General features: G+C 71.5%; 18 protein-coding genes. 12 read left to right on the top strand and 6 right to left on the bottom strand.

The features are described 5' to 3' along the window. The first annotated feature begins 32 nt into the window (after positions 1 to 32). Positions 33 to 305, top strand: coding sequence for a DUF1876 domain-containing protein (locus OG206_RS13135; RefSeq protein ID WP_056797721.1), 273 nt, complete (start codon positions 33 to 35; stop codon positions 303 to 305). A gap of 57 nt (positions 306 to 362) precedes the next feature. Here the strand turns inward: OG206_RS13135 and OG206_RS13130 are convergent, their stop codons facing one another. Beyond that, positions 363 to 1586, bottom strand: coding sequence for a class I SAM-dependent methyltransferase (locus tag OG206_RS13130; protein ID WP_327122260.1), 1224 nt, complete (start codon positions 1584 to 1586; stop codon positions 363 to 365). Between the two features lie 82 nt (positions 1587 to 1668). On the opposite strand from OG206_RS13130, the gene OG206_RS13125 reads away from it, so the two are divergent. The 3 genes from OG206_RS13125 to groL all read left to right on the top strand — a co-directional run bounded on the left by OG206_RS13125 (position 1669) and on the right by groL (position 4946). Continuing rightward, positions 1669 to 2607 carry a polysaccharide deacetylase family protein gene (locus tag OG206_RS13125; protein ID WP_327115599.1) on the top strand — a complete coding sequence of 313 codons (939 nt, stop codon included), beginning with the start codon at positions 1669 to 1671 and terminating at the stop codon, positions 2605 to 2607. Positions 2608 to 2912: 305 nt separating this feature from the next. After that, positions 2913 to 3221, top strand: coding sequence for a co-chaperone GroES (groES, locus tag OG206_RS13120; RefSeq protein WP_003966899.1), 309 nt, complete (start codon positions 2913 to 2915; stop codon positions 3219 to 3221). Positions 3222 to 3320: 99 nt separating this feature from the next. Continuing rightward, on the top strand, positions 3321 to 4946 hold the full coding sequence (gene groL, locus OG206_RS13115; protein WP_203182029.1) for a chaperonin GroEL: 1626 nt from the start codon (positions 3321 to 3323) through the stop codon (positions 4944 to 4946). Positions 4947 to 5042: 96 nt separating this feature from the next. Here the strand turns inward: groL and OG206_RS13110 are convergent, their stop codons facing one another. Together OG206_RS13110 and OG206_RS13105 are read right to left on the bottom strand one after the other, a co-directional pair. Further along, complete coding sequence (locus OG206_RS13110) at positions 5043 to 5816, bottom strand: SDR family NAD(P)-dependent oxidoreductase (RefSeq protein WP_327115594.1); 774 nt, start codon at positions 5814 to 5816, stop codon at positions 5043 to 5045. 85 nt (positions 5817 to 5901) lie between these two features. Further along, positions 5902 to 6597 carry an MOSC domain-containing protein gene (locus OG206_RS13105; RefSeq protein WP_327115592.1) on the bottom strand — a complete coding sequence of 232 codons (696 nt, stop codon included), beginning with the start codon at positions 6595 to 6597 and terminating at the stop codon, positions 5902 to 5904. Between the two features lie 81 nt (positions 6598 to 6678). Here OG206_RS13105 and OG206_RS13100 point away from each other — a divergent pair, with 81 nt between their 5' ends. After that, positions 6679 to 7569 carry a LysR family transcriptional regulator gene (locus OG206_RS13100; RefSeq protein WP_327115590.1) on the top strand — a complete coding sequence of 297 codons (891 nt, stop codon included), beginning with the start codon at positions 6679 to 6681 and terminating at the stop codon, positions 7567 to 7569. A gap of 93 nt (positions 7570 to 7662) precedes the next feature. Here the strand turns inward: OG206_RS13100 and OG206_RS13095 are convergent, their stop codons facing one another. Then, positions 7663 to 7992 carry a WhiB family transcriptional regulator gene (locus tag OG206_RS13095; RefSeq protein WP_327115588.1) on the bottom strand — a complete coding sequence of 110 codons (330 nt, stop codon included), beginning with the start codon at positions 7990 to 7992 and terminating at the stop codon, positions 7663 to 7665. 423 nt (positions 7993 to 8415) lie between these two features. On the opposite strand from OG206_RS13095, the gene OG206_RS13090 reads away from it, so the two are divergent. The 4 genes from OG206_RS13090 to OG206_RS13075 all read left to right on the top strand — a co-directional run bounded on the left by OG206_RS13090 (position 8416) and on the right by OG206_RS13075 (position 12897). Then, positions 8416 to 9027 carry a response regulator transcription factor gene (locus OG206_RS13090; RefSeq protein WP_003948568.1) on the top strand — a complete coding sequence of 204 codons (612 nt, stop codon included), beginning with the start codon at positions 8416 to 8418 and terminating at the stop codon, positions 9025 to 9027. 423 nt (positions 9028 to 9450) lie between these two features. Continuing rightward, positions 9451 to 10026, top strand: a complete 576-nt coding sequence (locus OG206_RS13085) for a sigma-70 family RNA polymerase sigma factor (protein WP_030123887.1) — start codon at positions 9451 to 9453, stop codon at positions 10024 to 10026. Between the two features lie 136 nt (positions 10027 to 10162). After that, positions 10163 to 11668, top strand: a complete 1506-nt coding sequence (guaB, locus tag OG206_RS13080) for an IMP dehydrogenase (protein WP_327115575.1) — start codon at positions 10163 to 10165, stop codon at positions 11666 to 11668. Positions 11669 to 11772: 104 nt separating this feature from the next. Then, the gene (locus tag OG206_RS13075) at positions 11773 to 12897 is read left to right on the top strand and encodes a GuaB3 family IMP dehydrogenase-related protein (protein ID WP_327115573.1); all 1125 of its coding nucleotides are present in this window, start codon (positions 11773 to 11775) and stop codon (positions 12895 to 12897) included. Positions 12898 to 13018: 121 nt separating this feature from the next. Here the strand turns inward: OG206_RS13075 and OG206_RS13070 are convergent, their stop codons facing one another. Next, the gene (locus OG206_RS13070) at positions 13019 to 14281 is read right to left on the bottom strand and encodes a nucleotide sugar dehydrogenase (RefSeq protein ID WP_327115571.1); all 1263 of its coding nucleotides are present in this window, start codon (positions 14279 to 14281) and stop codon (positions 13019 to 13021) included. A gap of 256 nt (positions 14282 to 14537) precedes the next feature. On the opposite strand from OG206_RS13070, the gene OG206_RS13065 reads away from it, so the two are divergent. Continuing rightward, positions 14538 to 16244, top strand: coding sequence for a glycerol-3-phosphate dehydrogenase/oxidase (locus tag OG206_RS13065; protein ID WP_327115569.1), 1707 nt, complete (start codon positions 14538 to 14540; stop codon positions 16242 to 16244). A gap of 48 nt (positions 16245 to 16292) precedes the next feature. Here the strand turns inward: OG206_RS13065 and OG206_RS13060 are convergent, their stop codons facing one another. Next, on the bottom strand, positions 16293 to 17402 hold the full coding sequence (locus OG206_RS13060) for a serine hydrolase domain-containing protein (RefSeq protein ID WP_327115567.1): 1110 nt from the start codon (positions 17400 to 17402) through the stop codon (positions 16293 to 16295). Between the two features lie 119 nt (positions 17403 to 17521). On the opposite strand from OG206_RS13060, the gene OG206_RS13055 reads away from it, so the two are divergent. Then, positions 17522 to 19525 carry a serine/threonine-protein kinase gene (locus OG206_RS13055; RefSeq protein ID WP_327115565.1) on the top strand — a complete coding sequence of 668 codons (2004 nt, stop codon included), beginning with the start codon at positions 17522 to 17524 and terminating at the stop codon, positions 19523 to 19525. A gap of 190 nt (positions 19526 to 19715) precedes the next feature. Continuing rightward, positions 19716 to 22658, top strand: a complete 2943-nt coding sequence (locus OG206_RS13050; protein WP_327115563.1) for a protein kinase — start codon at positions 19716 to 19718, stop codon at positions 22656 to 22658. Positions 22659 to 22721 lie beyond the last annotated feature (63 nt).

Below are 22721 nucleotides of genomic sequence, written 5' to 3'. Positions count from 1 at the left end.
CCTGGAGACAGGGAATCCGGGAGGTGACCGTCATGATGGAGACCACCGTCGGATGGCATATCGAGCTGGAATTCGAGGAGGACACCCACCGCACCCGCGCGGCGGCCCTCGTACGGCTCAGCGACGGGACCGAGGTACGGGCCCACGGGTACGCCAGCCGTCACCCCTCCGACGCGGAGCAGCCGCGGGTGGGCGAGGAGATCGCCGGTGCCCGCGCGCTCAACGAACTCGCGATGAAACTGCTCACCAAGGCGCACGACGAGATCGACGACGCGTCCGGCCGCACGTCGTATCCACTGACCTGACCGTCGGCGGACGGGAGTGCCGGAGCGCGACCGTGCTCGCTGACCGCGGGTGGATGGTCAGGGGCGCTTCACCGGCTGCCCGATCAGCATGGTCGGAGCCCCGGCCACCCGGGTCAGGAAGACGGTGGCCGAGTGCGGCCCCTGGAGCTTCATCTTCCGGCGCAACTCCTCCGGTTCGACCGCGGAGCCGCGCTTCTTGACGGTCAGCACGCCTACTTGACGCTCTCTCAGCAGCGCCTTGAGCTTCTTCATGTTGAAGGGCAGCTGGTCGGTGATCTCGTACGCGGCCGTGGCGTCGGACACGTACGGTACGTCGCTCGTGACGTACGCGATCGTCTCGTCGATCAGTCGGCCGCCGCACCGCTCGACGATGTCGGCCACCAGGTGCGCGCGGATGACGGCGCCGTCGGGCTCGTACAGGTACCGGCCGACGGGACCGACCGGCGGGGCGGGGAGCGGGCCGTCGGAGGTGAGCGTCACGCGTGACGGCAGCAGCGTGGCCCGGAAGGCGCCGGGGGTGAAGCCGTCGCCGAACCAGAGCACGGCCTCCTTCACGTCTCCGCCGTCCGAGATCCACTCGGCCTCGGCCTGCGGCCCGATCGCCTCGTGCGGGACCCCGGGGGCGATCTTCAGCGCCGCGCGCGGGGCCTTCAGCGCGGCTTCCGTCGCCCAGGAGAGGGGCGGCGAGTAGGCCTCCGGGTCGAAGATCCGGCCGCGGCCGCCGCGTCGCGCCGGGTCGACGAACACCGCGTCGTACGGGGAGGTGTCGATCTCCGTGACGTCGGCGCACCGCACCTCGACGAGGTCCTGGAGGCCGAGGGCCTCGGCGTTGGCGCGGGCCACCAGCGCGGTCAGCGGGTCGCGGTCCACGGCCAGCACCGTGATGCCCGCGCGGGCCATGGCGATCGCGTCACCACCGATCCCGCAGCACAGGTCGGCCACATTCCGCACGCCTCGCTCCGCGAACCGTTCCGCGCGGTAGGAGGCGACGGAGGTGCGGGTCGCCTGCTCCACGCCGTGCGGGGTGAAGAACATCCGGAACGCGTCCTCGGCCCCGAACTTCGCCACCGCGCGCTGCCGCAGCCGCGCCTGGCCGAGTGCCGCCGACACCAGGCCGGCGGGGTGGGAGCGGCGCAGCCGGGTCGCGGTCGCCAGTTCCCGGGCGGGGTCGTGGTCGCGGAGCTCCTCCAGGAGCGCCGACCCCTGCGGGGTGCGCAGGGCGGCGAAGGAGGCGAGCGGATCGGCCTGGTCGGCGGAGGGAAGGGCGTTCACGCCGTCCATTGTGAGCCAGCCGGGGGACCCGGCGGATCCGGTGGAGGTGTCGCCGGAGGCGGCAGGGGCCCTGCTGGCAGGATGCGGCGCCATGCAGCTAGTACGACAAAAAGAAGAATCTGCCGCGAAGCGGTACAGACCGGCTTGCGCCGTCCTGGCCGCTCTGCTGGCCGCCACCGTCGCCTCCGGGTGTGCGAGTACGGGCGAGAAGGCCGTGGACCACGGGAAGCCGGCCGCCGGACAGCCGGGAGCCGCCGCCCGGCCGGGGCCCGCCGCCGCGGCCGCCGCGCGTGCCGAGCGCCTGAAGCGTCAGCAGGCCGCAAGGGTCGCGGTCGCGAAGAAGTGGGGTCTGACCAAGGCTCCGCTCGTCGCCCCGGCGCCGCCGGCCCGCAAGCCGCGCATCACCACCCGCGAGGGGTTCGAGGTGGAAGGGGGCGAGTCGCTCCCCCCGGTCTTCACCACCGTGCCCACCAAGGAGCGGATCGTCTTCCTGACGATGGACGACGGGGCGGAGAAGGACCCCGAACTCCTGCGCATGATGACGGAGCTGAAGATCCCCTACAGCGCCTTCCTCAGCGACTACGTGGTCAGCGACGACTACGGCTACTTCAAGGACATGCAGGCCAGGGGCGTCACCCTCAACAACCACACGCTGAACCACCGCTATCTCCCCGGTCTCTCGAAGTCCGAGCAGCGTCGGGAGATCTGTGGCGAGCAGGACAAGATCGAGAGGTACTTCGGGAAGAGGCCCACCCTCTTCCGGCCGCCGTACGGCAACTACAACGGCGACACCCTGCGCGTCGCGAAGTCCTGCGGCATCAAGGCCGTCCCGCTGTGGGCGGCCGAAGCGTTCCCCGACCACATGGAGTGGCGCGAGTGGGACCAGGACCTGCACCCCGGCGACATCGTCCTCACCCACTTCCGCGGGCGCGAGGACTGGGAAGGCTCCATGGCCGACATGATCCGCCGCGTCATGAAGACGATCACGGACAAGGGCTACGCCGTGGCCAGGCTGGAGGACTACGTCTGACGGGGCGGGGCCGGGCCGGTGAGCGGAGGGGGGCCGGGCCGGTGGCGCGTCGCCGGAACACCGCGGCGGTCTCCCGCGTTCTCGGGGCGTGAGCGGTCCCGCGACGCCACGCGAGGGTGGTGAATTGGCACTCCGCTTGACCGAGTGCTAATCGCGGCCATAGTCTCTGTGCTGGCACTCACCGATGGAGAGTGCCAGCACAACCGCGCGACAGGACAGGTCCGGCACCCGCGACGACGGATCGGCCCGGTCGCCACCCACAGACTGTTAAACCCCGTGAGATCTCCGAAGGGGGAGACCGGATCGTGTCGACCACCAGCTCCAAGGTTGCGATCAAGCCGCTCGAGGACCGCATTGTGGTCCAGCCGCTCGACGCCGAGCAGACCACGGCTTCCGGCCTGGTCATTCCGGACACCGCCAAGGAGAAGCCCCAGGAGGGCGTCGTCCTGGCCGTGGGCCCGGGCCGCTTCGAGAACGGCGAGCGCCTTCCGCTCGACGTCAAGACCGGCGATGTCGTCCTGTACAGCAAGTACGGCGGCACCGAGGTGAAGTACAACGGCGAGGAGTACCTCGTCCTTTCGGCCCGCGACGTTCTCGCGATCGTCGAGAAGTAACTCACCTAACGTTTGCTTCCGTTCTGCGCCCCTGGCCCCCTGCGAAATAACTAGCCGGGCGGCGAGGGGCGCAGTTCGTTTGAGAGGACAGCTCAGCCCATGGCGAAGATCCTGAAGTTCGACGAGGACGCCCGTCGCGCCCTTGAGCGCGGCGTCAACAAGCTTGCCGACACGGTGAAGGTGACGATCGGCCCGAAGGGCCGCAACGTCGTCATCGACAAGAAGTTCGGCGCTCCCACCATCACCAACGACGGTGTCACCATCGCGCGCGAGGTCGAGCTCGACGACCCGTACGAGAACCTCGGTGCCCAGCTGGTGAAGGAGGTGGCGACCAAGACCAACGACGTAGCCGGTGACGGCACCACCACCGCCACCGTGCTCGCCCAGGCCCTCGTCCGCGAAGGCCTGCGCAACGTTGCCGCGGGTGCCTCCCCGGCCGCCCTGAAGAAGGGCATCGACGCCGCGGTGAAGGCCGTGTCCGAGGAGCTCCTCGCGACCGCCCGCCCGATCGACGACAAGGCCGACATCGCCGCCGTGGCCGCGCTCTCCGCGCAGGACCCGCAGGTCGGCGAGCTCATCGCGGACGCGATGGACAAGGTCGGCAAGGACGGTGTCATCACCGTCGAGGAGTCCAACACCTTCGGCCTGGACCTCGAGTTCACCGAGGGCATGGCCTTCGACAAGGGTTACCTGTCGCCGTACATGGTGACCGACCAGGAGCGTATGGAGGCTGTCCTCGACGACCCGTACATCCTGATCCACCAGGGCAAGATCGGCTCCATCCAGGAGCTGCTCCCGCTGCTGGAGAAGGTCATCCAGGCCGGTGCCTCCAAGCCGCTCCTGATCATCGCCGAGGACGTCGAGGGCGAGGCGCTCTCCACCCTCGTCGTCAACAAGATCCGTGGCACCTTCAACGCCGTCGCGGTGAAGGCCCCCGGCTTCGGTGACCGCCGCAAGGCCATGCTCGGCGACATCGCCACCCTCACCGGTGCGACCGTCATCGCCGAGGAGGTCGGCCTCAAGCTCGACCAGGCCGGTCTGGACGTGCTGGGCACCGCCCGCCGCGTCACCGTCTCCAAGGACGACACGACCATCGTCGACGGCGGCGGCGACTCCGCCGACGTCAAGGGCCGCGTCAACCAGATCAAGGCCGAGATCGAGTCCACGGACTCCGACTGGGACCGCGAGAAGCTCCAGGAGCGCCTCGCGAAGCTGGCCGGCGGCGTGTGCGTGATCCGTGTCGGTGCCGCCACCGAGGTCGAGCTCAAGGAGAAGAAGCACCGTCTGGAGGACGCCATCTCCGCGACCCGCGCCGCGGTCGAGGAGGGCATCGTCTCCGGTGGTGGCTCCGCTCTGGTCCACGCCGTCAAGGTCCTCGAGGGCAACCTCGGCAAGACCGGCGACGAGGCCACGGGTGTCGCGGTCGTGCGCCGCGCCGCAGTCGAGCCGCTCCGCTGGATCGCGGAGAACGCGGGCCTCGAGGGCTACGTGATCACCTCCAAGGTCTCCGACCTGGACAAGGGTCAGGGCTTCAACGCCGCGACCGGCGAGTACGGCGACCTGGTCAAGGCCGGCGTCATCGACCCGGTCAAGGTCACCCGCTCCGCCCTGGAGAACGCCGCGTCCATCGCGTCGCTGCTGCTCACGACCGAGACCCTGGTCGTCGAGAAGCCGGCCGAGGAAGAGGCCGACGCCGGTCACGGCGGCCACGGCCACTCGCACTAGTACGTCCCGTACACCGCCGAGGCCCGGTACCCCCGTCGCGGGGGCACCGGGCCCCGGTGCGTCTGCGTGCCGGTGACGGGCGGCGGTCCGGCCGGGTTACTCCGGGCCGTACGTGCGCCCCGCGCGGGTGGTCACGCCGCCCAGCAGGCTCCGGGGCGTCAGCTTCACCAGTCCCATCAGCGCCTTGTACCGCGGATCCGGGATGGACACCGACCTGCCCCGGGCCAGGTCGGCCAGGGCGGCGGTCACCAGCTTGTCCGCGTCGAGCCACATCCAGTCCGGGATGTTGCCCGTGCCCATCCCGGCCCGCTGGTGGAACTCGGTCCGTACGAAGCCGGGGCACAGCGCCATCAGGCGTACGCCCGAACCCGCCAGGTCCTTCGCGGCGCCCTGGGTGAACTGCACGACCCACGCCTTCGACGCCCCGTACGTCCCCCGGGGGAGGAAGGCCGCCACGGAGGCCACGTTGACGACACCGCCTCGGCCGCGCTCGCGCATGGGTCCCGCAGCGGCCGAGGTCAGGCGCAGCACCGCCTCGCAGTGGACCTTGAGCATCGTCAGCTCGTCGGCGACGGAGACGTCGAGGTAGCGGCCCTTGTTGCCGAAGCCGGCGTTGTTGACCAGAAGGTCGACCGAGCTGTGACGGTCCGTCAATCTCGCTTCGACCGCCTCGATGCCGGCGTTCGTGGACAGGTCGGCCGTCAGTACCTCCGCCTCGATGCCGTGCCGGTCGTGCAGCTCCGTGGCCTGGGTCCGCAGCCGCTCCGTGTCACGGGCCACCAGCACCAGGTTGTGTCCGTCACTCGCGAGCCGCCGTGCGAAGGCGGCCCCGATCCCCGCCGTCGCGCCCGTAATCAGTGCAGTCGTCATACGCGGCACGTTAGTGCCCCGCGTGGAAGCCCCACCGACCAGCCCGGCGCCCCCTCGGACGCAGGGCCCCCCGGGACGAGGGTCCCTAGGACATGGGGGCGCCCTCGGCGGGGGCGGGGCCGTTCTTGGCCAGGTACGCCCGCGCGGCTCGCAGCGTCTCCCCGTGCAGCGCGTCACCGGCGGCGAGCAGTCGCGGCAGCAGCGTGCGCTCCGTCGTCGTCGCCCTGAACTCCAGTGCGGCGGTGATGTCGTGGCCGGGGCGGTGCACGATCTCCACGACGTCGCCCGCCCGGATCGTTCCCGGCCTGATCACGCGCAGGTACGCGCCCGTGGCGGCCTCGTGGGTGAACCCCTTCACCCAGCCGCGTTCGCCCATGTGCCCGGCGAAGGTCCGGCACGGGATGCGACCCGACGTCACCTCCAGGACCAGCTCCTCGCCGACCCGCCAGCGCTCCCCGATCCTGGCGTGGCTGACGACGACGCCCGACGTCGTCAGGTTCTCGCCGAACGCGCCGTTGGGCAGGGGCCTGCCGAGCGTCTTCTCCCAGGCGTCGAGCTCCTCGCGTGCGTACGCGTACACCGCCTGGTCCGTACCGCCGTGGTGCCGGAGGTCGCACACGGTGTCCCCGGCGAGTCCGCTGCCGCCGCTGCCCTTGGGCCCGGGGTCGGAGACCCGCACCGGTGCGTCGGCCGGCTGTTTGCCGATTCCGGTCAGCCCCGTGGCCGAGTCGGTGTGCGACGACGGGGCGGGGCGGCCGAGGTTCACGGTGAGCACCTTCATGCCGTACACGTTAGCCGCGCGGTAATCAAAGCTGCTCGTGATTTATCGGATCATTATGCAAGTTTCGCTTATGGTGGGGGCGTGATCGAAGCTCGTCATCTCCGTGTCCTGCGCGCCGTGGCCACCAGCGGATCGTTCTCCGCCGCGGCGCGCGATCTCGGCTGCACCCAGCCCGCCGTCAGCCAGCAGATGAAGGCACTGGAGAACTCCGCCGGAACGCCCCTCCTGATCCGTACGGGGCGCGAGATGCGGCTCACCCAGGCGGGCGAGGCGCTGGTGCGCCACGCGTCGGGCATCCTCGCCGGGCTCACCGCCGCCGAGGAGGAGGTCGCCGCGATCGCCGGCCTCCGCGCCGGCCGGGTCCGGCTCGTGTCCTTTCCCAGCGGCAGCTCCACCCTGGTTCCCGGCGCCCTCGCGGCGCTGCGGGCCGCGCACCCCGGCACGCAGGTGTCGCTCGTGGAGGCCGAGCCGCCCCGCTCGGTGGAGATGCTGCGTGACGGCGACGTCGACATCGCCCTGGCCTTCCGTTACGGCACCACCGGTGGCGAATGGGACGACCTGGTCGTGCGCCCGCTGCTCACGGACCGGCTGATCGGCCTCGTTCCGGAGGGGCATCGCCTGGCCGGGGCCCGCGCGGTGGACATCGGTGAGCTGACGGAGGAGCCGTGGATCGCCGGCTGTCCCCGCTGCAGGCGACAGCTGGTCGAGGTCTGCGAGGAGGCCGGATTCACCCCCCGGATCGACTTCGCCACCGACGACTACCCGGCGGTGGTCGGCCTGGTCGGGGCGGGCCTGGGCATCGCCGTCCTGCCCGAGCTGGCCCTGGAGTCCGTACGGATCAAGGGGGCGCGCACGGTGACCGTGGAGCCGGCCGTCGAGCGGGAGATCGTCGCGCTCACGCTGCCCGACCTCGCCCGGGTCCCCGCGGTGGCGGCCACCCTGGACCAGCTGTCCGCGGCGGCCGCACGCTGACCGGCGCGCCACGATGTCCCGGCGCACGCCCGAGGAGGGGTGCACCGGGTGCGTAGAAGAAACGTTTCTGCGTTCGATTGGGCCCGCTGGGTGTCAGGTGGGGCCCGATCCTTCGGGCGGCGCCGAGTGGGCGGAGATCAACCGGTTGCGGGCGCGCCCCATGAGCTCCTCGCGCTCGTCCTCGGTCAGGCCGCCCCACACGCCGTAGGGCTCCCGTACCGCGAGGGCGTGCGCCGCGCACTCGGCGCGTACCGGGCAGCGCATGCAGACCTCTTTCGCCGAGGTCTCACGGGCGCTCCGGGCGGCTCCGCGCTCCCCCTCGGGGTGGAAGAAGAGTGAGCTGTCGACCCCGCGGCAGGCGGCCAGCAGCTGCCAGTCCCACAGATCCGCGTTGGGTCCTGGAAGGCGGGAGAAATCTGCCATTGCGTGTCCCCTCGAAACCTTGCTGAGTCGGAATCGGCATCCTCGACCGTTGGTGCTCGTCGGTGACCTGAGTCCCGACCGTACATCTACGGTGTTAGTAGATGTAAATATGACTTCTTGCGAATCTAGCCTCAGACGCCAGCAAAAGGGAAGAAAACCCGCTAAATGGGGCAGATCGACGAGTGAGGGGTCGGTCGGGGAGCGCCTGATTCCGCGTCGCTCTCCTCCGTGTACGGGCCCTCACTTAGAGTGCCGAACCGGATGCTTCGGGCCGTAACTCTTTCGAGTGACCGTCGTTGATGAAGGGGAAGCGGTTGACGGAGAACGAGCTCGGGCAGATGTCCGAGGGGGTCGACCGCTCAGGTGACGACTTGTATCAGCCTGGAGGCTCAAGGTGACGCGCATCAGCTGCGGAGGACGGTCATGACATCCGTCCTCGTCTGCGACGACTCCCCGCTTGCCCGAGAAGCGCTCCGCCGCGCGGTTGCGACCGTGCCCGGCGTCGAGCGTGTGACGACGGCGGCCAACGGCGAGGAAGTCCTCCGCCGCTGGGGGGCCGATCGTTCGGATCTGATTCTGATGGACGTACGCATGCCCGGCCTGGGGGGTGTGGAGACGGTCCGGCGGCTGCTCTCGGCCGACCCCGGTGCCCGGATCATCATGCTGACCGTCGCCGAGGACCTGGACGGTGTCGCGCTCGCGGTCGCCGCCGGCGCCCGCGGATATCTGCACAAGGACGCCTCCCGTGCCGAGCTGCGCGCGACCGTCACCCAGGCGCTGGCCGACCCGACGTGGCGGCTCGCCCCGCGCCGGCTGCGGTCCGCCGAGATGGGTGCGGCGCCGACGCTCACCGCACGGGAGATCCAGGTGCTCGAAGGCATGAGCCACGGCCGCTCCAACGCGGAGATCGGACGCGAGCTCTTCCTCTCGGAGGACACGGTGAAGACGCACGCGAGGCGTCTGTTCAAGAAGCTCGGGGCCTCGGACCGGGCGCACGCCGTCGCGCTCGGCTTCCGCTGGGGCCTGGTCCGCTGACGCCGCCGCGCGGCCGGTAGCCGTGCGATCCCGTCCGCACGCCGGCGGACGGGGCGGCGGTGGCGGCGGACCTGCGGCCGGGCCCTCCCCACCAGCGGTATGTGACGCTTCCCGGCCGATGCCGCATCCTTGAGTGTGGAGCCCCACGGGGGACATTCGGTCGAGCGGAAGGGGAGGGCGCAGGACATGACATCCGGCGCACCCGCTCAAAACGCTGGAGCACCCGCTCGCAGCGCCGACGACGCACAGACCGACGCGCGGGCCGCCCGTGCCGAGGTGCCGGCCGGAGGTGTCGATCCGCCCGTCGGCAGAGCCTCGGCCCACGACGCCGGCGGCACCCCGCCGCGCCGCGCTGATAACGCTTCGGTGCACAACTCGGGACGCGATGCATCGGACCGCACGGTGTCAAGGCACCATGGTCCGATGCGCGAGGACGGGACGACGGTGATCGGTGCTCTGGTGCACCGTGCCGTCGACGGCGACGCGCAGGCCACCCACGATCTGCTGGCGCACGTCCACCCCCTCGCCCTGCGCTACTGCAGGTCACGGCTGAACAGACTTCCCGGTGACGCCCGTCACTTCGTCGAGGACCTCGCACAGGAGGTCTGCGTCGCCGTCCTGATGGCGCTGCCGCGGTACAAAGACACAGGCAGACCCTTCGAGGCCTTCGTCTTCGCCATCGCGGGACACAAGGTCGCCGACCTCCAGCGCGCCGCGATGCGGCACCCCGGATCGACGGCCGTGCCCTCCGACGAGATGCCCGAGCGGCCCGACGACTCGCTCGGACCGGAGGAACGCGCCCTGCTCAGCAGCGATGCGGCCTGGGCCAAGAAGCTCCTCGCCAATCTTCCGGAGAACCAGCGGGAGCTGCTGGTCCTCCGGGTCGCGGTCGGGCTGACGGCGGAGGAGACCGGACAGATGCTCGGGATGTCCCCGGGCGCGGTCCGGGTCGCGCAGCACCGTGCGCTGAGCAGGCTGCGCGCACTCGCGGGCCAGTAGACCCGGTTCCGGCGCCTCCCCTTCCGATGGTGGGAAGCCACAGAACCTCGGTGTGATCTTGCTCGTGGAATGAGACACCCCGTGAGGCCGTTAGCATGGACATCCGCACCGATCAAGGCCATTTGGGGAAGGTGTCATGACTGCAAACGTCGACGGAGTGCCCGAGAAATTCGCGACGCTCGGGCTGACATACGACGACGTGCTGCTGCTGCCCGGCGCGTCCGACATGGCGCCCGATCAGATCGATACCGCCTCGCACATCTCGAAGAACGTGCGGGTGAACATCCCGCTGCTCTCGGCGGCGATGGACAAGGTCACCGAGGCGCGCATGGCCATCGCCATGGCCCGGCAGGGCGGCGCCGGTGTGCTGCACCGCAATCTCTCCATCGCCGACCAGGCGAACCAGGTCGACCTGGTGAAGCGTTCCGAGTCCGGGATGGTCACCGACCCGATCACGGTGCACCCGGACGCGACCCTCCGCGAGGCCGACGAGCTCTGCGCGAAGTTCCGCATCAGCGGCGTGCCCGTGACCGACGCGGCGGGCAAGCTGCTCGGCATCGTCACCAACCGCGACATGGCCTTCGAGTCGGACCGGTCCCGCCAGGTGCGCGAGGTCATGACGCCGATGCCGCTCGTGACGGGCAAGGTCGGCATCTCCGGCGTCGACGCCATGGAGCTGCTGCGCCGCCACAAGATCGAGAAGCTGCCGCTCGTCGACGACGCCGGGATCCTCAAGGGCCTCATCACGGTCAAGGACTTCGTCAAGGCCGAGCAGTACCCGAACGCCGCGAAGGACAAGGGTGGCCGACTGATCGTCGGCGCCGCCGTCGGTGTCGCGGGCGACGCCTTCGAGCGCGCCCAGGCGCTGGTCGAGGCGGGTGTCGACTTCATCGTCGTCGACACCGCCCACGGTCACTCCCGGCTCGTCGGCGACATGGTCGCCAAGATCAAGTCGAACGCCTCCGGTGTCGACGTCATCGGCGGCAACATCGCCACCCGTGACGGCGCCCAGGCGCTCATCGACGCCGGTGTCGACGGCATCAAGGTCGGCGTCGGCCCCGGTTCCATCTGCACCACGCGCGTGGTCGCCGGCATCGGCGTCCCCCAGGTCACCGCGATCTACGAGGCGTCGCTCGCCGCGAAGGCGGCCGGCGTCCCGGTCATCGGCGACGGCGGTCTGCAGTACTCCGGTGACATCGCCAAGGCCCTCGTGGCCGGTGCGGACACCGTGATGCTCGGCTCGCTGCTCGCGGGCTGCGAGGAGTCCCCGGGCGAGCTGCTCTTCATCAACGGCAAGCAGTTCAAGTCGTACCGGGGCATGGGCTCGCTCGCCGCCATGCAGACCCGTGGCGACCAGCGCTCGTACTCCAAGGACCGCTACTTCCAGGAGGGCGTCGCCTCCGACGAGAAGCTGGTTCCCGAGGGCATCGAGGGCCAGGTGCCCTACCGCGGCCCGCTGTCCGCGGTGGTCCACCAGCTCACCGGCGGCCTCCGGCAGTCGATGTTCTACGTCGGCGGCAGGACCGTCCCGGAGCTCCAGGCGAACGGCCGCTTCGTCCGGATCACGTCCGCGGGTCTCAAGGAGAGCCACCCGCACGACATCCAGATGACGGTCGAAGCGCCGAACTACAGCAGGAAGTAAGGCATCAGGGCAGGTGAGGGGCGGACCGGGGTTCCCGGGACCGCCCCTCACGTGTGTGTCGGGGATACTGGTCAGCGCAGACGTAGAGGAAAGGCCACATCATCGTGACTGAGATCGAGATCGGGCGCGGCAAACGCGGTCGGCGTGCATACGCGTTCGACGACATCGCCGTAGTGCCGAGCCGGCGCACCCGTGACCCGAAGGAGGTCTCGATCGCCTGGCAGATCGACGCCTACCGTTTCGAGCTGCCCTTCCTGGCCGCGCCGATGGACTCGGTGGTCTCCCCGCAGACCGCCATCCGCATCGGTGAGCTGGGCGGCCTCGGTGTCCTCAACCTGGAAGGGCTGTGGACCCGGCACGAGGACCCGCAGGCGCTCCTCGACGAGATCGCGGAGATGCCCGTCGAGACCGCCACTCCGCGGCTCCAGGAGATCTACTCCGCGCCCATCCGGGAGGAGCTGATCGGCCGGCGCATCAAGGAGGTGCGCGACTCCGGTGTCGTCACCGCCGCCGCGCTCTCGCCGCAGCGCACCGCCCAGTTCTCCAAGGCCGTCGTCGACGCGGGTGTGGACATCTTCGTCATCCGGGGCACGACGGTCTCCGCCGAGCACGTCTCGGGCGCCGCCGAGCCGCTCAACCTGAAGCAGTTCATCTACGAGCTGGACGTCCCCGTCATCGTCGGTGGCTGCGCCACCTACACCGCGGCCCTGCACCTCATGCGGACCGGCGCGGCCGGTGTCCTGGTCGGCTTCGGCGGCGGCGCCGCGCACACCACGCGCAACGTCTTCGGCATCCAGGTCCCGATGGCGACCGCGGTCGCCGACGTCGCCGGCGCACGCCGTGACTACATGGACGAGTCCGGCGGCCGGTACGTGCACGTCATCGCGGACGGCGGCGTCGGCTGGTCGGGCGACCTCCCGAAGGCCATCGCCTGCGGTGCGGACGCCGTCATGATGGGCTCCCCGCTGGCCCGTGCGACGGACGCGCCCGGCCGCGGCCGCCACTGGGGCATGGAGGCGGTCCACGAGGACGTCCCGCGGGGCAAGCTGGTCGACCTGGGTTCCGTGGGCACGACGGAGGAGGTCCTCACCGGCCCTTCGCGCAACCCCGACGGCTCGATGAACATCTTCGGCGCCCTGCGCCGGGCGATGGCGACCACGGGCTACAGCGACCTCAAGGAGTTCCAGCGGGTCGAGGTGACGGTGGCGGACTCGCAGCACAGCCGCTGACCGGAGTCCGTAATCGGGAAGGGGGCCTGGCACACCGACCGGTGTGCCAGGCCCCCTTCCCTCGTTCCCGGTGAGGGCGTAGCCGAAGATCTGGCCGGGGCAGACGCCGGCGAGAGCGGGGTTACAAGCGGTGTGCCGCTCCGGCGGGGGTGGCCCCTCGGGTGTCCAGGAGAAGTTGGGCCTTCACGGCGAGGCCCTGGAGGTCGTAGGTGCGGTGGTGCTGGAGAAGCACCGTCAGGTCCGCTCCTGCGGCGGCCTCGTAGAGCGAGTCGGCCCGTGCCACGGGCAGGTCGCGCACGCGCCAGTCCAGGACGTGCGGGTCGTGGTAACCGATCTGGGCACCCATGTCCATCAGCCGGGTCGCGATCTCGCGGGCGGGCGCGGCCTCCTGGTCGGCGAGGTCGGGCTTGTACGTGACGCCGAGCAGCAGGACCCTGGCGCCCCGGACGGACTTGCCGTGCTCGTTGAGCAGGGTCGCGCAGCGCTGGATCACGTAGCTGGGCATCCGGTCGTTGATCTCCTTGGCCAGCGAGACCATGCGCAACGGATGCCCGGGCGTGCGGCTGTTGTACGGGAAGCAGCCGGGGTCGACCGGCGCGCCGTGCCCGCCGACGCCGGGTCCGGGGCGGAACGGCTGGAATCCGAACGGCTTCGTCTCGGCACATCTGATGACGTCCCAGAGGTCGACACCCAGGTCGTGGCAGAGCACCGCCATCTCATTGACGAGCGCGATGTTGACGTGCCGGAAGTTCGTTTCGAGGACCTTGGTCATCTCCGCCTCGCGCGGCCCCCTGGCCCGTACGACCTTGTCGGTGAGCCGTCCGTAGAAGGCGGCTGCCGACTCGGTGCACGCGGGGGTGAGGCCGCCGATGACCTTCGGGGTGTGGGCGTAGACGTGGGTGCGGCTGCCCGGGTCGAGGCGGCCGGGGGAGTGCGCGAGGTGGAAGTCGCGCCCGGCACGCAGCCCGGAGCCCTCCTCCAGGAGCGGACGGACGACGTTCTCCGTGGTGCCCGGCGGCACCGCCGACTCCACCAGGACGGTGGTGTGGGGCCGCAGCCGGGCCGCGAGCGCGCGGGCCGCGTCGGTGACGGCGCCGAGGTCGAGCATGCGGTCGGGCCCGAGAGGGGTGGGGGCGCAGATAGCGGCGGTACGGACCCGGCCCAGCTCGGCCGGGTCAGCGGTGGGCCGGAAGCCGCCCGCGACCATCCTGCGGATGTCCGAGGCGCTGAGGGATCCCTCGACCGGCGTACGGCCGGCCGAGAGTTCCGTGAAGGGCCGGGGGTCCGTGTCGTAGCCGACGGTGTGGATCCCCGCCCCGACGGCCGCCTGGGCGAGGGGCAGGCCGAGATGACCGAGTCCGATGACAGCGAGGTCTGCGGGCATGGGGAGAGCCGTCCTTTCCCTAAGACCAGGAGGCGGAGAGTGCAACTGCTGGGGACAGCGCTATGTCAGACTAGGCTTAAATATGACCTATATGTCGCATTCCGTGGGTCGCGTGAGCCGGGTGTTGTCCACAGGCGGTGGCTGAAGTAGCGGACCGCGGACAGAATCGAAGGGTGGGCACGGGCGCCCGGCCCCCCGGCCGGACCCGCTTCCGTGCCGTGGCACCCCGATCCACCGGGAAAACCGGGAGGCAGCAGTGAGGACAGCGACACTGGGACCCGCGGAGCGCACCGAGGCGCTGGCCGCGATGGCCGAGCGCGAACTGGACGTGCTGGTCGTGGGAGCGGGCGTGGTCGGCGCAGGAACCGCGCTCGACGCGGCCACGAGAGGACTTTCGACCGGTCTGGTCGAGGGGCGCGACTGGGCCTCCGGCACGTCCAGCAGGTCGAGCAAGCTGATTCACGGCGGGCTGCGCTATCTGGAGATGCTGGACTTCGCGCTCGTCCGGGAGGCCCTCAAGGAGCGGGGGCTGCTGCTGGGGCGGCTGGCGCCGCACCTCGTGAAGCCCGTGCCCTTCCTCTACCCCTTGCAGCACAAGGGCTGGGAGCGGCTGTACGCAGGTTCCGGCGTCGCCCTGTACGACGCGATGTCGGTGTCCTCCGGCCACGGGCGGGGACTGCCCCTGCACCGGCACCTCACCCGCCGCCACGCGCTGCGGGTCGCCCCGGCTCTCAGGAAGGACGCCCTGGTCGGGGCCCTTCAGTACTACGACGCCCAGATGGACGACGCCCGTTTCGTCGCGACCCTGGTGCGCACGGCTGCGAGCTACGGCGCACGCGTGGCGAACGGCGCGCGGGTGACCGCGTTCCTCAAGGAGGGCGAGCGGGTCGTCGGCGCACGGGTGGAGGACGTCGAGGGCGGCGGCGAGTACGAGATCCGGGCCAAGCAGGTGGTCAACGCCACCGGGGTGTGGACCGACGACACCCAGGCCCTCATCGGGGAGCGCGGACAGTTCCACGTCCGGGCGTCGAAGGGCGTCCACCTCGTGGTCCCGAAGGACCGCATCCACTCCACGACCGGTCTCATCCTGCGGACCGAGAAGTCCGTGCTCTTCGTGATCCCCTGGGGCCGGCACTGGATCATCGGCACCACGGACACCGACTGGTCCCTCGACAAGTCCCATCCGGCCGCCTCCAGTGCCGACATCGACTACGTCCTCGAACACGTCAACTCGGTGCTGAACACCCCGCTGGGCAGGGACGACGTCGAAGGGGTCTACGCCGGACTGCGGCCGCTGCTGGCCGGTGAGTCGGACGCCACGAGCAAGCTGTCCCGCGAGCACACGGTCGCGCATCCGGCACCGGGCATCGTCGTCGTGGCGGGCGGCAAGTACACGACCTACCGGGTGATGGCCAAGGACGCCGTCGACGAGGCCGTGCACGGGCTGGACCAGCGGGTCGCGGACTGCGTCACGGAGAACATCCCGCTGCTGGGCGCCGAGGGCTACCAGGCCCTGTGGAACTCGCGTGCCAGGCTCGCGGCCCGGACGGGACTGCACGTGGTCCGGGTCGAGCACCTGCTGAACCGGTACGGTTCCATGACCGAGGAACTCCTGGAACTCGTCGCGGTGGACCCCACCCTCGGCGAACCACTGACCGGCGCCGACGACTACCTCCGGGCCGAGATCGTCTATGCCGCCTCGCACGAGGGCGCCCGGCACCTCGACGACGTCCTGACCCGGCGCACCCGGATCTCCATCGAGACGTTCGACCGGGGCACCCGGTCGGCCCGCGAGTGCGCCGACCTGATGGCCCCGGTCCTGGGCTGGGACACGGCCCAGGTCGAACGCGAGGTGGAGCACTACCAGAAGCGCGTGGAGGCCGAGCGGGAGTCGCAGCGGCAGCCGGACGACCTGACGGCGGACGCCGCGCGACTGGGCGCACCCGACATCTCGCCTCTCTAGGGGGCGAGCGGGACCGGCGGCGCGGGGCAGGAGGCTGCGCCCGGAGGGTCAGAAGAGCCTCCGGGCGCAGAACTCCGCCTCCAGGAGCGCCGTTTCGAGCGACCGGGCGGGCGGGGTGTCCGTATTGACCCGGAAGGTGAAGACGTGCCGCCCGTCGCGGGTCGCGGCTGACCGGACGTAACTACCTGTGATGCGTCCTCTGTGCCCCCAGACGGTCGTGCCGCAGGAGAGCTTCTGCGAATGGATCCCCATGCCGTACGAACCCCCGGCGGCCCTGGTGTCGAGAAGTGCGGACAACTGGGCGGGCGCCAGCAGGCGGCCGCCCAGCAGCGCCGCGTAGAAGTGGTCGAGGTCGTCCAGGGTGGAGACCAGTTCCCCGGCGGCCCCGCCGACGCGTGGGTCGAGGGACGTGACGTCGCGCAGCGTCCCGTCCCCGGCGCGGTGGTAGGCGCGCGAGTGGGGGAGGGGCAGGGTGGTGCGGGCGCCGGGCAGCGACGTACCGGTCAGCCGGAGCGGGACGATGATGCGGCGCCTGATCTCGGTGCCGTACGTGTGCCCGGTGACGCGCTGGACGACCATGCCGAGAAGGACGTAGTTGGTGCTGGAGTACGCGTACGAGCCGCGAGCCGCCGCCGGAGGGTGGGCGACGGCGGTGCGGACGGCGGCGGCGGGGCTCAGCGGCTGGGCGGACGGGCCGGCGACTCCCGTGAGGGCGGGGTCGGCGGCGGGCAGGGCAGCCGTGTAGTCGTAGAGGCCGCTGGTGTGGGTGAGCAGGGCGCGCAGGGTGATGAGGGCACCGGAGTTCCCGTGGCCGCGGACCACTCCCGGCAGGTGTTCCTCGACGCTGTCGTCCAGCCGGAGCGCACCCTCCGCGGCGAGTTGGAGGACGACCGTCGCGACGAAGGACTTCGTGATGCTGCCCGCCCGGAAACGGTCGGCGACACGGATTCCGGTCCCCTCGGAGTCGTAGAGACCGCTGTGTCCAGGGGTGTTGTGACGTGCCAGAAAGGCGGCCGCCGGGGCGCGGCCCTCGACGACGAGCCGCGGGAGGTAGGACGATGCGGGCGTGAGGTGTGGTTCGCTGGGCAGGCTGGTGGATCCCAGCGCGAGTAGGCACAACACCAGCGGGGCGACGAGCAGCGCCCTGGAAATCGGCATGGCAGGGGGTTCCCTCCTCCGGCCACATGATGGCGGACCCCGGACCCGGCACCACGACCGGTCCCGGGGTGAGGGACAATGAACGCTCTGCCAGGGCGGGTTGATCGCAGAGGGGACGCATGTCGGAGGCGGAGCAGGCACAGGAGCCCCAACGGGACAAGGACGGGCGTCTCCTCGCGGGGCGCTACCGGCTCGGGGATGTGCTCGGCCGGGGCGGCATGGGCACGGTCTGGCGGGCTGCCGACGAGACGCTGGGCCGCACGGTCGCGGTCAAGGAACTGCGGTTCCCGTCCTCCATCGACGAGGACGAGAAGCGCCGTCTGATCACGCGCACCCTGCGCGAGGCGAAGGCGATCGCGAGGATCCGCAACACCAGCGCGGTCACGGTCTACGACGTCGTCGACGAGGACGACCGGCCGTGGATCGTCATGGAACTCATCGAGGGCAAGTCCCTCGCCGAGGTGATCCGGGAGGACGGGACGCTCACCCCGAGGCGGGCGGCCGAGGTCGGCCTGGCCATCCTCGACGTGCTGCGCTCGGCGCACCGCGAGGGCATCCTGCACCGGGACGTGAAGCCGTCGAACGTGCTGATCTCCGAGGACGGCCGGGTCGTCCTGACCGACTTCGGGATCGCGCAGGTCGAGGGCGACCCCTCCGTCACCTCGACGGGCATGCTCGTCGGCGCCCCTTCCTACATCTCCCCGGAGCGTGCTCGCGGACACAAGCCGGGCCCGCCCGCCGACATGTGGTCGCTGGGTGGACTGCTGTACGCGAGCGTCGAGGGCCGTCCGCCCTACGACAAGGGCTCCGCCATCGCCACCCTGACGGCCGTGATGACCGAGCCGGTCGAACCGCCGGAGCACGCGGGCGGGCTGGAGGAGGTCATCTACGGCCTGCTCGCCAGGGACCCCGACCAGCGGCTGGACGACGCGGGCGCCCGCGTCCTGCTCAACGCGGTGATCAACGCTCCCGAGGCGCCGGTGACCCCCCCGGCCGAGCGCACACAGGTCATGGCACTGCCCGTGACCGGTGACACCAAGGGCGGCAGGAGCGGCGACAAGCGGGACAAGGGCGAAGCGGGGAGCGGCACCGGGAAGCCCGCGGCCGCCGGGGCCGCGGCGGGCAGCGGGTCTGCCGCAGGCGCCGTCGCTCCGGCGGGGCAGGCGACCGGCAACGCGGCCACGGCAGGCCTGTCCGGGACCACGGAGGGCACCCGGGACCGGCTGCGCGGCGCGCTGAAGTCCGTGCGCAACGCGAAGTCCCCGGCGCCCTCGCGTGCCACCGGCACCACAGCGGCCTCGGCCTCCGTCGCCGGTCCTGCCGGGCGGCCCGGCCAGGCCCGTGCCTCCCTCACCGACGTCGTGCCGCGCCGCACCCTGGCGATCATCGCCGGAGTCGTCGTGCTGGCCATTCTCGGAACGGTCCTCGCGCTCACCCTCGGAGACGGTGACGCGGGCGGCGACGGGGCGAAGGGCGACACCTCGGCGTCGGCCGGCGCCGCGGGCGGCAGCGGTACCGAGCCCGCGGGCGGCGGTTCGGGCAAGGACGACGCCGCCGAGGACGGCGGAAAGGACGGTCAGGGGGAGGACAAGGGACAGGCGTCCGGCGGCCCCTCACCGTCGCCCTCCCCGCAGACCGGCGAACCGGCCCCGGACCCCGACGCCCTGCCCGCCGGCTTCAAGAAGGTCACCAACAAGCAGTTCCACTTCTCCATGGCGATGCCCGGGAACTTCAGGTTCGACAAGATAGCGGGAGCCAACTCGGGCGCCATCTACAACGCCGGCGGCGGTTTCCCGCGTGTCCAGGTCGACTACAACTCCTCGCCCAGGAACGACGCGGCGGCAGCCTGGGCCGGAGCGGTCGCGAGCGCCAAGAGCCTCAGCGACGGCTACCAGCACATCGGGATAAAGAAGGTCGAGTACAAGGGCTACCCCACCGTCGCCGACTGGGAGTTCACGCGCAACCAGCAGGGGATGCGGGTCCGGGTGCTCAACCGGGGCTTCAAGGCGGACGCCACCCACGGCTTCTCGATCATGATCAGCTGCAAGGCCTCCGAGTGGGACGGCAAGGAGTGCAAGGCGCTGCGCGACACGGCGTTCGCCACGTTCGAGCCCACCGACTGACCGGCGCGGGCCCACGACGGAGCGGCCGGGTTGCGGTGACCCGGCCGCACGGCCGTGACTTGCCACGTATGGTGAGAGGCCGAGGACCGTACGCAGCCGAAAACATAGGTCAAATGCACAGCAAGTGACCGCAATTGACGGATTCATGCGGTCTCCGTGACCGGGGGACAGCGCGCTCTGGGGAGGCGTCGTGGACGACTACGCGGGTCGGGTGCTCGCCGACCGCTACCGCCTTCCGCTGCCCCCGTCCGATGCCTTCGAACTGGCCGAGACACGGGCGTTCGACACGTACAGCGGGCAGGAGGTCCTGGTCCGCCAGGTGCCGCTGCCCGAGGTCGTGGACGCGGAGGTGCTCGACGCCGACGGGCTGCCCTCGGCCGCCAGGCGTGCCACCGGGCGGGCGGTGCGCCGGCCCACGGACCCCGCGGTCAGAAGGGCGATCGAGGCAGCCCAGGCCGCCGCCCAGGTGCCGGACCATCCGCGCCTCGACCAGGTCTTCGACGTGTTCGCCGAGGCGGGATCGCTCTGGATAGTGAGCGAACTGGTCGCCGCCAGGCCACTCGCCGCGCTCCTCGCCGAACGGCCTCTCAACCCCTACCGGGCCGCCGAGATCGGCTCCGACGTGCTCACGGCGCTCGCGGTGCTGCACGCGCACGGCTGGACGCACCGCAACATCACCGTCCGCACGGTGCTGGTCTGCGACGACGGCCGCGTCGTGCTGACGGGTCTCGCGGCCGGCGCGGCCGAGGAGGCGCTGTGCGGATACGTTCCGGCGCCCCAGCCGGACGAGGAGGACGCCTACGGCCCCCCGGCGGTCGAATCGGGGCCCACCGGACCGTACGACCCGCCGGAGCTGCGCGGCCCGCACGAGCCCTCCGCCTCGTACGAACCACCCGCCCTCCGGAACCCGCAGGATGGGTCAGGGCCCTACGCGCTCCCGGAACTGCCCAGCCCCTACAGGCCGTCCGGCGCGTACGAGCGACAGGACCTCGGCGAGCCGCCCGGTGCGGACGAGCCGGGGCCGGGTGGACCGGCAGAGGGGTCCGAGCCACAGGGCCCGCCCGGCGCGGGCGTTTCCTTCGGGCCGTCGGAACAGCCCGACCCGCACGCGCCCTACAGGCGGCCGTCGCCCGACCAGGGTGCGCCGTCCGGGCCCGAGATCCTGCCCGCACCCCGGGCGTCCTCCGACGGTGTGCCCGCGCCCGGTCACCGCGCCGAGATCGAGGTGGCGCCGCCGGTCCTGCCCGCGCCGCCCGGAGCGGGGAGCCCGGCGCAGCTGCGTGCCGCCCGCGCCGGAGCCATCGCCGCCTACCGTGCGGGAGCGCGTGCCGCGGCCCGTGCGGGCGAGGAGCAGAGGCGCGCGGAGCGTGAGGCCGGTGCGGATCCGGACGGGCGCGAGGAGCCCGGCACGCAGGCCACCGGCGAACCGGAGCGCGAGGAGCCCGGCCCGGCTCAGCCCCCGCAGCTGACCGGCGGCTGGGGCGGACCGGGCGACGGGCCGTACCCGTACGACGACGAGGACGACGACGAGGACGACGACCCCGGACCCCGGCCGCCCGGCCGGCGTGTCCACCTCGCCGGCACCTGGGGCGAGGGCACGGGCCCCGGCCGCCCCGTGCCCGCGGGCGGTTCGTCGGCATCGGGCGGCTACGGCGAGGACGCACTGCGCGCCGACGCCCGGCGCCTGGGCGGCGGCCCCGTCGAGCGCCCCGACCGGCTGCCGCAGCCGGTCACCGCGCGCGCCCCCGTCGGCGGCTGGGACGAGGTCGTCGCCGGAAGCGCCAGCACCCCCGCGTACCGCGGTCCCGCCACGCCGCTCGCCGCCGAGCGGGCCCGGCAGGCCCGTATCGCGGTCGTCGGGGCCGTCACGGAGCGGTGGGCGCCCGAGCAGGCCGGTCCGGTCCACGACAACTGGCAGCTGGCTCCGCCCATCGGCCCCTCCACCGACCTGTGGGCGCTCGGCGCCCTCCTCTACCGCGCCGTGCAGGGCCATGCCCCGTATCCGGAGGAGAACGCCGCCGAGCTCGTGCAGATGGTCTGCGGTGAGCCCCCGGCCTTCGCCGAGGAGTGCGGTCCGCTGCGGCCCGTCGTCGAGTCCCTGCTGCGTCAGGACCCGACGGAACGCCCCGACTTCGAGGAGCTCCGCGGCTGGCTGCGCTCCCTCGTGCGCTCGGCCCCCGAACCCGAGGCCGGCGCCGACGTCGTCACCCTGCCTCCCGCCGACGCCACCCGCCTGCCGGTCGTACGCCGCCGGGGTGAGCTGGTGCGCAGGCGTCGTGGCCGTGGTGCGGCCCACGGTCGGCACCGGCAGGGAAGGGCGCAGCGGCAGGAGGCGCCGCCGCAGAGATACGAGAAGCCGCCCCGAGCCCCGCGCGAACCCAAGGGCCCCAAGGTGCTGCGCCAGCCGCCGCCGGGCGGGAAGGCGCCGCGCAGGCTCGGACGGCTGCTCCTCGTGCTGATCCTGCTGGTGATGGCCGCCGCCGTCGCCTACGCCGTGATGTTCATGCCCAAGCAGGGCTCGGGCACCGGCGCGGGCCCCGCACCCTCGGACTCCGCCGCGCCGCAGGACCGGGAGACCGGCGCCCCGTCCGCCGGGGCCACCGCGTCGGCGGGCGCCGGGGGTTCGTCCGGTTCGCCGGGCTCCCGGAAGCCGCAGACCAGCCGCTCGGCCGTCGCCCTCGCGTCGGGCTACGTCCTGCGGAAGGACCCCGAGGGCTTCGAGATCGGCGTGCCGAAGGGCTGGCAGCGCAGTCCCGCCAACTCCGACCGTCAGATCCTCTACGGCAGCGACGGGTTCAGTGTCCTCGTCGTGCCGGGCCGGGACACGGTCAAGGCCCACGGCGGCGATCCGCTGGACTACCAGCGGAGCGGCGAGCCCGAACTGAAGCCCTTCCGCGAGTCCAGCTGGGCGACGTCCACGGGTCTGCGCCGCGTCGACGTCGGCAAGCAGGCGATGGCGGAGGGGCAGTTCACCTGGCAGGAGAGCAGTGGACGGCAGGTCTACGTGCGCAACCTGGTCATGATCGTGGGAGGCAGGTACCACATCGTCCAGGTCATCGGCCCGGAGAACGACCGTGACGAGGTCTCCGAGATCTACGAGCAGGCCATCTCCAGTTACCGAGTGTCCTCCTGACCCGTCGTCGGCGTGACGCGACAAGCATCACAGTGCCATCTCGTGGGCGGTGCGAGGTTCCGT

The sequence above is a fragment of the Streptomyces sp. NBC_01341 genome (assembly GCF_035946055.1).
Classification (GTDB): Bacteria; Actinomycetota; Actinomycetes; order Streptomycetales; family Streptomycetaceae; genus Streptomyces.
This window is presented reverse-complemented; position numbering and strand designations above follow the sequence as displayed.